Here is a 14,291-nt window from a genome sequence, read left to right on the forward strand (position 1 = left end):
TTTATGCTGTATATTTTATCCCAGGTATTAATTATAAATATTTTGAAATGGAAAAGCACATTACATCAAAAACAATAGGAAAACTCAATCAGAATAGTGATTTTTCAGATTGGTGGGAAAGCACTGAAATAAAAATTCCTTTCCTAGATAATCGAAAGCTAAAAATTACATTTATGGATTTTGAACCAGAGTATGACAAAAAATTCATTGAAGAAGCAGATCAGGCTTTGACAAATTTTCTTAAAATGAATATTGAAGACCGAAATTTAATATCTGAATTAGCATATCAAAACTGTATGGATTTTCTTGATTTGATTGAATATGATGAAGCAGATGATTCACTTAGAAAAATACAGAGTACAGATGAAATTTGGGATTTCATTTATCCAGAAAAAATTTATATTTCAAGAAGATATAAAAACGATAAGGATGTTTATATAAGTATTGCCTGCAATTGTGATTGGGAACAAGAACATGGACTCCAATTAGTATTTAGACAAGGGAAAAAGTTAACCAGAATTAGTAGTCAAGACGGTCATTTAACTGAAGCAGATGCTTATGCAAAACCAGATTCTCAGGATAAACTATTGAGTGAGTTTTAATTTTAAAAAAAACATTAAAAAAAAGCCAAAAAACTTCTTAAGAAAGAAATTAAGGAGTTTTTTATATCTTTTTTCAGCATTGTCATTTCTAGGAACGAGAAATCACACTGTAAATAACAACCATTTTGTAAGCACAAATAACAACTGCACTTTTAATACACTTGATAAAGTTGTAGAACCTTATGAACGCTTAATCCAAGCCGAAAAAGATAAAGTTGAATATCTCGAAAAAATAGCAAAAGGAAAATAATCTTTTTAAAGCATAAAAAAACTCCATTATTTCTAATGGAGTTTTTTTATGCTTTAACTTTTTTTATTTGCCCAACTCTTTGTCAATTTCTTTAATAAGCTCAACTGCGAGTGGTTTTGTATTTTCTTTATAAACCCTTATGTTATTTCTACCTAATTTAACAAGATATGAAAGTGTCTTTTTATATTTCGGATCTGAATATAATTCTTTTTCTGGCTTATCTGCATTTTCTATTTCTTTATCAAAACACTTAAACAAAAATTCAGTATACATTTTATCTACTTCATTAGCCGCTGGCACATATATCTGGTAATAGTTTAAGATTTTCTGTTTCAATTTTTCGTCTTCAATGTAGCCAAGTTTACCACTTGATTTAAAACTTTCGTAATTACCTATAGTCAATGTTTGTCCATGTGAATGAATTGGAAAATTAACTCTACTTTTAGATCTATAAATACTGTCCAGTTGAGAAGTCGTTAATGCCAAAATTTTTTCGTATTCTGCGTTTGTCTTTTGGTATGCGTGTATTTCTCTATCGATACTTTCAATATCATTCTTTAAATCGTTCTTTAAATTAGCCAGAAACACAGATACTTCTTCTTGTTGGTGTCTATGCTCGCTCCAACTGTGCAACCATATCGAAAGCGTCACAGCAAAAACGATTATAAATATTTCTATAATGATCTCTTTTACTTTCTCACCTACTGTGTGTTCTGGTTTTTTCACAGCTTTGTAAATTTTGTTTGAATGCTTGGTTATTTCTTCTTGCATAATTTAGTTTTGTAATTTTAATTCTAGTTGTTATTTGTAGTTTATTTTAGTCTGCTATTTAATTCTACAAGTTCAAAAGCGAATATAATACTATTTGCAAAATCTCTTATTAATTTCTTAAATTCCGCATAAAACTTTTCTTAAAGAGTTAAAATAAGAACCACAAAAAAACTCCTCAATTTCTTAAGGAGTTTTTCTACGCTTTTAGACTTTAACAATCTACCATTATTGCTTTTGTATTTTCTCACATACTTTTTCAAGAAGATTCTTAGTCTGTTTGAAATATCTCATTTTATCATCAATCTCTTTTATTTTAGCTTGAAAAAGCTCGAGCGTTTCGGGTTTTGAGTCAGTTGTTTCGAACCAGCTAATCAATATTTTTTTTATTTCTGCTAAAGTAAATCCGACTTCTCTTGCTTCTATAATAATTTCTAAACGCTCAATAGTATTAGCATCGTAATGTTTATAGTTATTAGATGTCACCTTTTCATCAGTCAATCCTTTGATCATTCCTAAATTCTCGTAATATCTAATAGTATGAATCGACAATCCTGTCTTTTTTGATAGTTCGTTTACAAGCATAACATTTTTTTTTATAAAAAACAATAAAGTATAGAGTATAGTCTATACTATTTGGTTACAAATATACTAATTGTTTTTAGTTTTAAAGCTTTTAAACATAATAAATGAGATGCAAAACAATTTCAACAACAATTAAAACATACAGAATTACAAAACATGTAATAAGAAGCCAATACTTCTAATGAAGTTTTTGTTTACTTTTATCAAAACTTCGAAAATGAGCACCGTCATTAAAAAAATCAAAATTGCAGCTTTTATTATCGCATTAACAATGTGTAACTATTTTTACGCTCAAACAAATAAACCAGGAATCGAACTAGATGTTTTATTTCAAAAAGCACTTCAATCGAAAACTTTTAACGGAAATGTTTTAGTTGCTAGTAAAGGGAAGATCATATACGAAAAGGCTCTCGGTCAAGCCGATGCGAGCAACACAATACCATTAAATAAAAATTACCGTTTTCATATTGGTTCAATTGCTAAAGAGTTTAACGCTGTTGGAATTATGATGTTAAAAGAGCAAGGGAAATTAAAACTAAACGACTCGATTTCTAAATTTCTTCCTGAACTTCCATCTTGGGCTAATAGGATTAAGATTATCCATTTGCTTCAGTACACCAGCGGACTTCCTCAAATAAAGTGGAATGAAGTCAATCAAGATTCAGACAATATGGCTTTTCTGCAAAAGACCTTAAATTTAGATTTTGAACCGGGAACTCAATACGATTACAACAACAATAATGTGTTTTTACAAAGACGTATTATTGAAAAAATTACCAACATGAGTTTTAATTCTTTTGTGATGAAGAAAATCTTAAAACCTATCGGAATTAAAAATGCAGTTGTAGATCCTGACGACAAAGAACCTCTTTTTGCAAAATCTTTTAATAAAGAAGGTAAACAAGATCTTCTAAAATATAACATTTCGGGTTGGACTGCTTTAAATCTAACGGATTTTTACAAATGGTCTGAAGCTATTAATTCTTTTAAAATTATTAATAAGCAATCTACACATGAACTTTTTGAACCTTTTTCTAAAGACAATCAAACAGGCCTTGGGAGTGGAACTATCGAAAACGGAAAAGTAACGAGTCATATACACGACGGTGCCGCTTTTAATTATCAGGCTTTATTAATTAGTAATCCTAATTGGACGATTATTCTGATGACCAATAATAAACAAAATAATTTGGAGGAAATTAGTAATTCAATAGAATCCATACTAAATAAATAGCATTCCTTTCTCAATAATAAAAAAGCTCCATTATTTCTAATGGAGCTTTTTGATAAAAATCATACTAAAGTCTTTATTTCAATTTTGTCAATGCTGTAGAATTTCTCAGCAAAAACACATATTGAAAATAATCAGTGACAGAAGCATCTTCTAGAGGCACAATATTTTCTCCAAAAACTCTAGATTTAACTGTTATTAAATTTTGCGACTTCAAGTAAGGTGAATTTTTCGCGTTAAGCTTAAAAAGCGTAATTGCTTCTGGTTTGTTCAATTCTTTTAGATCGTTAATTCCTTTTACGAGCATTAATTGGCTGTCAGCATTTAGCCAATCTACTTTTTCATTTTCAGGAGTTGGAAACTGCGGGTTTTTAGGAAGATACATTTCACTGTCAATTGTATAGCTTACCAAACTTGTCACTTTTACTCCCGAATCTTTTAATCCTGCAGCGAAAGTTGCTCTGCCCGATTCTGTTTTCTTTTGCAGTGTATGAAAATATCCAAAAAGTCCATAGAATTTTTCATTTTCAAGATGCCTTTTTTTAATTGAATTTTCAAAATTCACCACCATTGCTTCATCTCTTGAACCTTTTGATTCGTCATCAAAGTTTTTATCGATTCCGATCACGGTAATTTTTAGAGAATCTGCTAGTTTTTGATTGTAATCGTAAATAGCATTCCATTTATCAAATAATTCTTGGCTAGCTTGTTGCGGAATTCGTTTCTTCACAGATTCAACAACTTCTTTTAAAATCGATTTATCCTTTTGCTTTTCTAACAAAAAGGCATTCAATTTTTTAGCCGTCAAACTATCCATTTCAGCAATATAATATTTGATTCCCACTTTTTTATTCAAGAAAAAAAGCATTTCCTGATCTATCTTCTGATTGTCAGCATAACCATGAATTTCTCCTAGTAAGAAAACATGTGATTTAAAAAACTCATCATCAAACAACTTTTCATCGATAGAAGTCCCAATCTGAACTTTATTTTTTGACAAATAACTTATATTATCATCATCTTTCGATTCTAAAAATAATTTGTTACTGATATACAAATAGGCAATAAAAAGTAAAATAATACTTAAAAGGCTAATAAACGTGATTTTGATAAATTTTAAAATTTTCTTCATGGTTATGGATTATGGTTGTTTTGATTTTGATGTAAAAATATTTTTATTCGGCAGAAGATTCAATTTTTATTGACCGAATTGTCGTTTCTAGAAGATGAATTGTTCCAGTCTTCTACGATTTATTTATCCATATCTCAGTTAATGAAGTTTTAGCTGATTTTACAAAGAAGATGTTTTTTCCTTATAAATAAAGATTCCTTGTTAGGCCAGAATAAATCATTCGTACCTTTAAAGAATCAAAAAAATAAAAACTTCACAACTTAAAATGGAAATATTAATAATTACTGGTTCGTCCTTATTCTGGAAAAGGTACGCAATGCGAAATTTTAAAAGACGAACTTAAATTTGAGCATATTTCAACTGGAGACAGATGCCGTTTGGAAAAACAAAACGAAACGGAAATTGGAAAAATAATGTCTCAATATGAAGAAAAAGGAGATTTGGTTCCTGATTCTATAATGAAAGATCTTTTCAGTAAAATATTGGATGAAAATAGAAATGCAAACGGAATTATCTTAGATGGCTACCCGAGAACCGAACCACAAGTAAATGATTTATTAGAACTTGTTAAATCTAAAAATCTGGAAATTGGAAAAGTAATTAATATTGATGTTCCGAAGGAAGAACTTTTAAAAAGAGCACAAAAAAGAGCCGAAACTTCTAACAGAAAAGACGATAAAGATGCCAACATTCATATTAAAAGAATTGAAGTTTTTGAAAGTTCAACCAGACCAGCGATTGAATATATGAAGTCAAAAATTAAAGTCCTTACTTTTGACGGAATGGGTACAATCGAAGAAATAACAAAGCGTATTAAAGACAATTTGTAAAACAATGCAATAGCTCATTGAATTACAACCTTATTAAATCCAATAAAAAAACTCCATTATTTCTAATGGAGTTTTTTTTATTATACTAATTGTTATTTTACTCTTACTAAATCTAAGTCCTGAAAATCAAAACTAAAATCAATGTTTGGAGAGATGCCTTTCATTTTAATAGATTGAGCTTTGCCATTTTCATCCAGAGAAAACATGGCCATTGCATCACAATTCATCGCTTGATATTCCCATTTTATGGCAAATGTATTAGCATTATAAAAAGCCATTGGACCATTTAATTTTGGCGAACGGTACGATTTAAACCATAACTTTTTATTTTTTTCAAATACTTCAATTTCACCAAACCATTTATCAGCATAAACACCTATAAAATCTTCATTTTTTATTTTTACATTTTTTGCCAGTTTTACTTTTTCCCAGACTTTTTTGGTTATATCATCACCCGAATTTCTGTCTTCACCCATCCATTGTACCAATTTATCAGTCCATCCAAAATCATCTAAACCTAAATAACTATCAGAAATGGTATTGCTAACTGCTGTAAAAAGTCCTCCACCTCCATTTTCAGTATTAGTTAAAATTACAATCCCTAAATTCAAATCTGGATACATAGTTACAATAGAAAGCATTCCAGGCAAACCTCCAGTATGCGATACTTTTAAATTTCCTTTTTCGTCTGATAATTGCCAACCTAAACCATAACCATTAAAATGAGAATTGTATCTTGGGTTTTGATCTGTTTCCTGAACAGTATGTATTCTCCACATTTCATTGTGGTTTTTTAAGGAAAAAAGCGTCGTTTTCAAATCTGTCCGTACTGGCCTTTATTCAAACGAACTATCATCCATTTCGCCATATCTTGAGCATTAGAAAAAATACCACCCGCAGCGGCATTAATTTGATCATTGAACCCTTCGATTTTCTTTATCGTTCCAGATTCAGACGAATGCGAAACTGCAAAATTAGATGTATCTTTTATTAAACTACTTCCAACAAAAGTGTTATTCATTTGTAAAGGGACAATGATTCTTTTTTGTACAAATTCCTCATAACTCATACCGCTTACTCTTGCAATTATTTCGCCGGCTACGACATAAAGCAAATTATCATAATCCCATTTCGTTCGGAAAGCTGAAACAGGCTTAAAATGCTGAAAACTTGTCAAGACATCTTTAATGGTAAAATTAGTACCGTCAGGAAAAAACATCAAATCACCTACTCCCAATCCTAGTCCGCTGCGATGAGTCAGCAAATCCTGTATATTAAAATTCTCCGTCACATAATCATTATACATTTTAAATTCAGGAGCGTAATCTTTTACCTTATCAGTCCATTTTAATTTTCCTTCATCTTCCAAAATAGAAAGTGCTGCCGTTGTAAATGCTTTGCTATTTGAGGCAATTTGAAAATTAGTATTTTCATTTACAGCTTTTTTTGTTTCTATAGAACTAACTCCATAACCTTTTAAATGAATTATTTTTCCATCTTTAACAACTGCAATTGATGCTCCTGCTACTTTAAATTTTGCCAAGGCAGATTCCATCAATACATCAATATTTTGTGATGTTATTTGCCCAAAGGCCGTTGCTGACGAAAAGCAGATACAAATAACTAATACTAAATAACTATTTACTTTTTTCATTTATAGATTTAATTAATGTTTCCAATTCCGTTTTTTTCTGGTTCACAATTATCAATTGACTTTTATCTTCTAAAAGAATCATCTCTGCAAATTCTTTATCAGGATTTGCTTTCCAGTCCTTCAATTCTTTAAACTTATTCTTTAGGAGTTTAATTTTTTCCTTACTGTCTTTTGAAATAATCACCATTTTAGTCAGCGGTGTATGCTTCATTTTTTCAAAACTGCTCTCCGTAATTTGATCTTCATATTCTGTTCTGGAACGATAACGAAACATTTTATTTATAACCTTAAAATCTTTTTCATTTTCTGTAATCACATAACGGTACGTCATGATATTATCAAGCTCATTAATCCAATTTGGAAAATTGGCTTCGTAAAGCTGAATATAACTATCTATAAAATTCTTATCAATTGGTTTCTTTTGATCGATGTATTCTTTAGCTAATGGATAAATCTGCTTTGCCATCAAATTGATGTATTTATTACTATACCAATCTCCAGAATCTACTTTACCCTCTAATTCTGCATAAACATAACCATTACCCAATACCGTCGCCAGAACTTCATTCAATAATTGATAAGCGTAATTACTGCACGTTGATTTATTCTCTTTAAAATAAGTGTCAATTTCAGTTTTTACTTCCAACGATTGTTCGTCGTAAATGATATGATAGGTCTCATGCATCATTACACTAAATAAATCTTTATGTGATTTTAAGTCGGTTTGAATAGCACTAACGAAATTATTACAAAATGCAGAAGCTGTAAATCCTTTAGAATTAGGTAAAGGATAAAAAGCCGCCACAAAAGGAATTGAATTATCCCAACTGGAATTATAAAATACTAATCCTGTTTTAAAATAATTTTCGATCTCATGATCATTAGAATATTTTTGAATTTCATCTAACTGCTTTTCAAACTTTTCTTTATTCGGATTATAGATCAATTCATTGTAAATAGGAGTAAATTCTGAAATACATTCTCCTAAATCACTTAGCGTTTTATTGGGAATCATTCCTGCAGAACGAATTTTGAAATCATTTAAATTGTCGGTTTCAATCAAATTCTTTTTCAATATATCCTGCGTTTGCATTGTTTTCTTTGATCCGTACGGAAAATCTTCAAATCGAAAACTATAAGAAATAGATAATTGCTCAAATTTTGAGATTACATTTTTATACTTATCAATATTGTATTTTGATTTTTGAAACTCTGTTTTAAAAACATTGTCTGGATAATAATCAGATAAATTCTCTAAGAACACAAAAACCGCAAGTTGTTCAGAATATTTGATTTTAAAAGAAGGATTTTGCCCAAATGAAAGTGAACTTAATAATAAAAAAATCAGCAAAAGTGTATTTTTCATGCAATTTCTATTAGCAGTAAAAGTTTAGATTTCGAATAACGTTTTATAAATATAAGATATTTTACAAGCGCCTGTTTCGTTTCTTTTTAGATGTTACAACTTCTTTAATCAAACCTCGTTCTAAAAGCATTTTGTTGTAAAAACCTTCGCGAAGTTTTTCAAATTCTTCTTTCAAAAGAAAAAGTAACTTTTCTGATTCGTTTGGATTTTCGAGTTTTTTCAACATAATTCCAATTCCTGAATTATGCGAAATTCCGTCACGATTAATAACAAAATGAAGTCTGCTGGAATCTTCCATAAAAAAATCGGAATAGTACTTTTTTAATTGCAATTCTTTCTGATTCATTAAAAGATCTATTAGTTTTTTGATTTCAGTAGGCAATTCAAACCCCAATAAACTTTCAATTTCTTTACTATCTTTTTCTCTTGTATAAAAGCCAATTTCTCCCCTGCATTCATAATAAATATCAACGAAAATTTCAAATCTTAAGAGACGTTCTGTCCAGCCATCTGAGTAAATATAGGAAAGAAGATATTCTTCATCTAAAACATAATAGCCCGATTCATCAGGTTTTTGAATTTCTAATCGGTTAAAGCCCATTTACTTTTATTTTGTTGTTTTTAAATGATGCCGTTCCTAAAATTTCACTAATCCTTTTTTTAGACATCTTTTTCTCGGCTCCAACATCTCCGAATTGGTTCTGTATTTTGAACAACGAAATTATTTTTTTGTATTATATTCTTCTGCAATATCACTCCAATCATCATTCCATGTAGTCTCAAAATAAATATCTGCCTTCTCCCAATCTTTTGCGTCCCAATCTTCTCTTTCATCAACTAGTTTCAATTTTTTAGACTTAATTTTTTCAATTATCAAATTTAGAAAATCTTCAAAGTTGTCTGCGATTACCGAAACTGGTTCAGGATCTCCGCATGGAAGATAGATAATCTGGCCTAAAATACCGTCTGTATTTGGAATAAAATCTATACAAAGAAAATTTCCCGAGCCATCATGGGCAAATGGAATTCTTTTAGTGGAATACAAAATATCGGTAATTTTTTTAACCTGATTAATAGCTTCAGGTTTTGTATCGGGAGCATTTTTAAAAAATAGCCATTCTCTTTTAACTTCTTCAATACCTAAATATCCAAATCCTCCCAAGAAACCCAAACTTCTTTTTTCTCCGTTATAAGTTTTCAATAATTGAATATAAGATGCAGGCAATTTTTGACCTGTAAATTTTTCCAGTTCCTGTATTTCAACATCGGTTGCTCCTTTATTCATAAAACGATCAAAAATATCAAGCTTACTTTTACAAACATTAATTAAACTAACTGTTACTTCTGTTTTCATTTTAGATTGATTTTTTTTGATTTGTGCTTTTGAATAATTAAAAAACAATGTAAGTATTAAAATTAAGTAATATTTTTTCATCTTAAATTTTATGATATTGAAAGATTATCCTTTTAACAATCATTTTTTTCTCCTGTCTGTCAAATATTTTCTGAATGGTTTATCATAAACATTCATTACTAAATAAGCAAAACCAACTAAAAGTATTACACTCGCTGTTACGATACATGTAAGCTGCATTGTGTTTGGTTTATAATTGACAAAGTAATTTCCGAACATCCATAGTACAGCATAATGTGTCATATATAACGGATATGAAATGTTACCCGAAAATGTGCATATCTTTTTCAAACAAGGTTTTAAATGAGCGCCAGCACCCAAAGAAATTAATAACGGAAAGTAAAATAAAACCACAAAAGGTTCAGTCAGCCAATTCCACCCTGAAAAAGGCATTACAAAAGCCAAAAGCAATAAGATAGTCAATCCGGCAAATCCCAATTTATTTTTGATAATCCAATTGGATCGGTAAATAAGCAATCCGGCCAAAAAAGAGTACGATATTCTGGCGCAGCCGTCCCAAAAAGTTCTGTCCACTCCATCCGCCTATTAAATTTCCAGAACTATATCCAACATAACAAATTGCAAATGCAGAAATTAAAGTAAGAACAACTAAAAAGTTTTTGCGAATTTTATAAAGTACAAGTGCATAAACGATATTAGCAATATATTCCCAAAAAAGAGACCATGCGGGAGCATTAAAACTAAATAAATTGAAACCACGATCTGCAATAACTGGAAACGGAATAAGAAACAGAGAACAAATAAATGTCAAAATAATTTTTCCAGTACTATATAATTCCAAATGTCCTCCAAACGGATCAAACAAGAAAGCCAACAATCCTAATATTGACCCAGCAATAACCAACGGATGTAATCTTATAATTCTTGAGATAAAAAAGTTACGAAGTCCCATTTTTGCGATACGATCATCGTAAGCATATCCTATTACAAATCCCGAAAGACAAAAGAAAAAATCGACAGCCAAAAATCCGTGTCCTATAAAATTCTGACTTGGATCGGTAAAAATCCATTCCATAAAATGAAAAACAACAACGGCAAAAGCTGCGATTCCTCTTAATCCGTCTAAAATTTCAAAATGTTGTTTAATTTCAAGAATTGCTGTCGCTGGCTGGCCTGTATTCATTAGATTGTGATAAACTTATAATTTAGGTAATTTGGTATCGTTGCAAGTTCTACAAATAAATATTCAAATCAAAATCAGATCTATTTAATTCAATTGTTAAATTTTTGAAGTTTCACATTTAAATAACTTTTTACACTTTTTCAGGGAATGCTTTTTTCTTAATTTTACCGAAAATTAAATTTTATCATGAGTTTTAAAGGTTGTCTTCCTCCTCCAGTAAATTAATAATGCTTCTTTAGTATTGACACTTGACTGAATCTTCAGTCCTATTAGTTGTGTCTTTACCTCAATCACATTATTAATATTCAAAAAACATCCTTCAAAAAAAGGATAGACAACTCTTATGAAAAAATCTTATTTGATACTGCATTCTGCAGTTTTACTTGCTGGTTTTACTGGCGTTTTCGGAAAACTTATTTCTCTTAACGAAATTACTTTAGTTTGGTATAGAGTATTATTTGCTTCTATTATTCTCTTTTTCATTTTAAAAATTTACAATCTTAAAATGCTAAAGTCATTTTCTGAAGCAGTAAAAATTTCTAAAGCTGGAGTTTTGATCACCATTCATTGGGTTTTCTTTTATGCCAGCATTAAATATTCTAATATATCAATTGGCGTTGTTTGCTATTGTCTTACCAGTTTTTTTACAGCTTTCTTTGAACCTATTCTCAATAAAAAAAGATTCAATCTAACTCAGGTTTTATTAAGCATGTTAACCTTATTAGGAATAAGCTTGATTTTTCATTTTGATTCTTCTTATCAGCTTGGAATTTTACTCGGAGTAATTTCATCAGCATTTGCTGCCTTGTACACTATTTACAACGAAAGACTTGTACAATTTTATGACAGCAAGCTCATTAATTTTTATCAGATGCTTGGAGGAACTTTAGTTTTAGGGCTTACTCTTCCGTTTTATTTTTACAATTTTCCAAAACAGGTTTTTATTCCAAACTTAAAAGACATTTTCTATTTATTAATTTTAGCTTCATGCTGTACAGTTGCTCTTTATGTAATGTTTGCAGAATCCCTTAAAAAAATCCCTGCGTTTACCATAAATCTAACATTCAACTTAGAGCCAATTTATTCGATAATATTAGCCTTTTTGTTTTTTAATGAAGGCCAGTCGGTCAATTTCTCTTTTTATATAGGAATAAGTTTGGTTATGACTTCCGTTCTTTTCCAATCTTTAATTTCTATTCGAAAGAAAAATACCATCACAGAGTAAATCTCTTAGAATAATAAAAACAAAAAACTCCTTTGTATAAAAGGAGTTTTTTGTTTTTATTTATTTTTTTTAATCATTCAATCCTTTTCCGTCTAAAATACGCGGAATATTTTTTTCTACTCTAGCTTCTCTAGTTTTAGATTGTTTAGGTTGAGAAAAATGGAGCAAATACGCTCGCTGTCTTCCAGGAGTTAAAGCATAGAAAGCTTTTTTAAAATCAGCATCTGAATCAAATTTATGCTGAAGCTCTTCTGCAATTTCAAAATCAGAAACTTTTTTCAGTTCTACTTTTTGTCCCGATTTCTCAATTTCGGCCGCTTCAAAAATATACTTTTTTAGAATTTCTTTATTGGCTAAAATATCTTCTACATTCGTAAATCGAACTTGACGAGCCACCTGTACATTATCTGATTGTTGGATCAAGATATTATCAGGATCTTTCATTAAAGCACCCTTGAAAAACAAAAAAGCACAATATTCCTTAAAATAATGAATTAATACAATATTTGCTTTTTCGAAAGTATAACAAGGAGATCCCCATTTCAATTCTTCAGACAAATGACAGTCTAAAACAATTTCTCTCATTTGTTCAATTTCGGCTCTCCATTTTTCAGCTTTTTCGAAATAAAAATCAACTTTAGAGTTTGTACTATGTTTTGTCATTACGAGTTAATTTATAAATATAAATTTAGCATTTTTATATATTTAAATTTCAAAACCTTTAATAATTCCTCTTTTAGATTGACGAACGAAATTTAGAATTTTATCTCGTTCAACCGTTTGCTCAAATTCTTCATTGATTATATCCACAGCAAATTTTGTATTTCTCTTCTCTTGAAGTATAATTCTATAAATTGACCGAATCTCGTCAATTTTTCGAGAATTAAATCCTCTTCTTTTTAATCCAACAGAATTTACACCCGCAAACCTCAAAGGTTCATGTGCAGCAACCACATATGGAGGAACATCTTTTACTACTCGGCTTAAACCACTAATCATAGCATGTTCACCAATAACAGAAAATTGATGTATAGCAGTTAATCCACTTATATTTACCCAATCCTGAACAATTACTTCACCCGCCATTCCGACACTAAATCCAATAATAGAATTATTACCTATTACACAATCGTGACCAATATGCGCATTAGACATAATCAGATTGGAATTACCAATACAGGTTTTACCTTTTGAGATTGTTCCCCTATTAATAGTCACAAACTCCCTAATTATATTATTATCTCCAATTTCAAGAAGAGTATATTCTCCCTTAAATTTCAAATCCTGAGGTACGCCGCCCAAGACAGCATTAGAATGGATTTGACAATTTTCTCCTATTCTTGATCCACTTAAAATCGTTACATTGTTACCTATCTGCGTATTATTTCCAATTATGACATCTTTCTCAATAGTCACACCATTTCCTATGAAAATGTTATTACCTAGAATAGCATTTTTATCAATAAAAGTTTCTTTCAATTTTTGCATCTTTAGTTAGCTACAAAAGTTGAAAAACCCTAAATATTTTTTATTGATGTAATATCAAATAATTGATGCACGAATTCTGCTCAAAGTTTCCTGACTTACGCCAATTAATGACGCAATGTGCTTCAATTTGGCTTTTTTAATAATTTGTGGAAATGACTCTAAAAGAAATAAGTATTTTTTCTCTGCAGTCATTAAACGAAATAAATGATTAAACTCATTTATATTTGAAAGGTAGTATCGAAGTTGCTTAATATGAAATTTTATAAATATGGGATATTCCAATAAAGTCTGTTCATCCGAATAAGATAATGAATATACTAATGTTTCTTCACAGGTTTGAAAATTTTCAAATGAAGGTTTCTGTTCAAAAAAACTACTCATTGAAGTTACAAATTGATTATCGGTATAAATCCACTTCGTAACTTCTATCCCGTCTTCAATACAAAATCTTCTAATCGCGCCTGATTTAATGAAATAAATTTTATTGCAAACTTTACCCTCTTCAACAATAAACTCGCCTTTTTTGAAAGTTTCTTCGAAAAAACTTTCCTTAATAGCAAGCTCTGTCTCCAAATCTAATTTCTCAAAACTATTTATAATCT

15 protein-coding genes and 2 pseudogenes (1 of these 17 running past the window's edge) are annotated in these 14,291 nt (G+C 29.9%); 5 read left to right on the forward strand and 12 right to left on the reverse strand.

From position 1 onward, the window contains the following. The first annotated feature begins 47 nt into the window (after positions 1–47). On the forward strand, positions 48–602 hold the full coding sequence (locus tag ACPWTF_RS09810; RefSeq protein WP_427875305.1) for a DUF6985 domain-containing protein: 555 nt from the start codon (positions 48–50) through the stop codon (positions 600–602). A 130-nt stretch (positions 603–732) separates the two neighbouring features. Continuing rightward, positions 733–852, forward strand: a pseudogene (locus tag ACPWTF_RS09815) (transcriptional regulator); the annotation flags it as partial. Positions 853–915: 63 nt separating this feature from the next. On the opposite strand, the gene ACPWTF_RS09820 reads toward ACPWTF_RS09815, so the two are convergent. After that, a complete protein-coding gene (locus tag ACPWTF_RS09820) occupies positions 916–1,623 on the reverse strand; it encodes a DUF6090 family protein (protein WP_427875306.1) in 708 nt (235 codons plus the stop codon). A gap of 225 nt (positions 1,624–1,848) precedes the next feature. Further along, on the reverse strand, positions 1,849–2,205 hold the full coding sequence (locus ACPWTF_RS09825) for a MerR family transcriptional regulator (protein WP_250837517.1): 357 nt from the start codon (positions 2,203–2,205) through the stop codon (positions 1,849–1,851). Positions 2,206–2,422: 217 nt separating this feature from the next. Between ACPWTF_RS09825 and ACPWTF_RS09830 the strand changes: the two genes are divergently transcribed. Further along, on the forward strand, positions 2,423–3,439 hold the full coding sequence (locus ACPWTF_RS09830; protein ID WP_427875307.1) for a serine hydrolase domain-containing protein: 1,017 nt from the start codon (positions 2,423–2,425) through the stop codon (positions 3,437–3,439). Positions 3,440–3,512: 73 nt separating this feature from the next. Here the strand turns inward: ACPWTF_RS09830 and ACPWTF_RS09835 are convergent, their stop codons facing one another. Further along, entirely contained in the window at positions 3,513–4,568 is a 1,056-nt protein-coding gene (locus ACPWTF_RS09835) for a hypothetical protein (protein ID WP_427875308.1), read from the reverse strand. A 323-nt stretch (positions 4,569–4,891) separates the two neighbouring features. Here ACPWTF_RS09835 and ACPWTF_RS09840 point away from each other — a divergent pair, with 323 nt between their 5' ends. After that, the gene (locus ACPWTF_RS09840; RefSeq protein WP_427875749.1) at positions 4,892–5,398 is read left to right on the forward strand and encodes an adenylate kinase family protein; all 507 of its coding nucleotides are present in this window, start codon (positions 4,892–4,894) and stop codon (positions 5,396–5,398) included. Positions 5,399–5,490: 92 nt separating this feature from the next. Here the strand turns inward: ACPWTF_RS09840 and ACPWTF_RS09845 are convergent, their stop codons facing one another. From ACPWTF_RS09845 to ACPWTF_RS09870, 6 genes and pseudogenes are all read right to left on the reverse strand, one after another. Next, positions 5,491–6,177, reverse strand: a complete 687-nt coding sequence (locus tag ACPWTF_RS09845) for a DUF3471 domain-containing protein (RefSeq protein ID WP_427875309.1) — start codon at positions 6,175–6,177, stop codon at positions 5,491–5,493. 35 nt (positions 6,178–6,212) lie between these two features. After that, on the reverse strand, positions 6,213–7,052 hold the full coding sequence (locus ACPWTF_RS09850; protein WP_427875310.1) for a serine hydrolase domain-containing protein: 840 nt from the start codon (positions 7,050–7,052) through the stop codon (positions 6,213–6,215). Further along, positions 7,036–8,418: a hypothetical protein gene (locus tag ACPWTF_RS09855; RefSeq protein ID WP_427875311.1), complete on the reverse strand. Its 1,383-nt coding sequence runs from the start codon at positions 8,416–8,418 to the stop codon at positions 7,036–7,038. The genes ACPWTF_RS09850 and ACPWTF_RS09855 overlap by 17 nt, the downstream gene beginning before the upstream one ends. Positions 8,419–8,479: 61 nt before the next feature. Continuing rightward, the gene (locus tag ACPWTF_RS09860; protein WP_320495857.1) at positions 8,480–9,019 is read right to left on the reverse strand and encodes a hypothetical protein; all 540 of its coding nucleotides are present in this window, start codon (positions 9,017–9,019) and stop codon (positions 8,480–8,482) included. Between the two features lie 120 nt (positions 9,020–9,139). Further along, positions 9,140–9,772, reverse strand: coding sequence for an SMI1/KNR4 family protein (locus ACPWTF_RS09865; RefSeq protein WP_427875312.1), 633 nt, complete (start codon positions 9,770–9,772; stop codon positions 9,140–9,142). 120 nt (positions 9,773–9,892) lie between these two features. Beyond that, positions 9,893–10,976 (reverse strand): annotated as a pseudogene (locus ACPWTF_RS09870) (acyltransferase family protein). 343 nt (positions 10,977–11,319) lie between these two features. On the opposite strand from ACPWTF_RS09870, the gene ACPWTF_RS09875 reads away from it, so the two are divergent. Beyond that, on the forward strand, positions 11,320–12,201 hold the full coding sequence (locus tag ACPWTF_RS09875; RefSeq protein ID WP_427875313.1) for a DMT family transporter: 882 nt from the start codon (positions 11,320–11,322) through the stop codon (positions 12,199–12,201). A 69-nt stretch (positions 12,202–12,270) separates the two neighbouring features. On the opposite strand, the gene ACPWTF_RS09880 is transcribed toward ACPWTF_RS09875, so the two are convergent. From ACPWTF_RS09880 to ACPWTF_RS09890, 3 genes are all read right to left on the reverse strand, one after another. Next, positions 12,271–12,864: a YdeI/OmpD-associated family protein gene (locus ACPWTF_RS09880; RefSeq protein WP_427875314.1), complete on the reverse strand. Its 594-nt coding sequence runs from the start codon at positions 12,862–12,864 to the stop codon at positions 12,271–12,273. A gap of 42 nt (positions 12,865–12,906) precedes the next feature. Beyond that, a complete protein-coding gene (gene lpxA, locus ACPWTF_RS09885) occupies positions 12,907–13,680 on the reverse strand; it encodes an acyl-ACP--UDP-N-acetylglucosamine O-acyltransferase (RefSeq protein ID WP_427875315.1) in 774 nt (257 codons plus the stop codon). 63 nt (positions 13,681–13,743) lie between these two features. Beyond that, positions 13,744–14,291, reverse strand: the 3' portion of a protein-coding gene (locus ACPWTF_RS09890; RefSeq protein ID WP_427875316.1) for a Crp/Fnr family transcriptional regulator. 16 nt of this gene lie beyond the right edge of the window; 548 of the gene's 564 nt are visible here — the last part of the coding sequence; its start codon lies beyond the right edge, outside the window — the gene reads right to left on this strand; its stop codon occupies positions 13,744–13,746.

Source organism: Flavobacterium sp. MMS24-S5 (assembly GCF_050320125.1).
GTDB lineage: Bacteria > Bacteroidota > Bacteroidia > Flavobacteriales > Flavobacteriaceae > Flavobacterium > Flavobacterium tyrosinilyticum.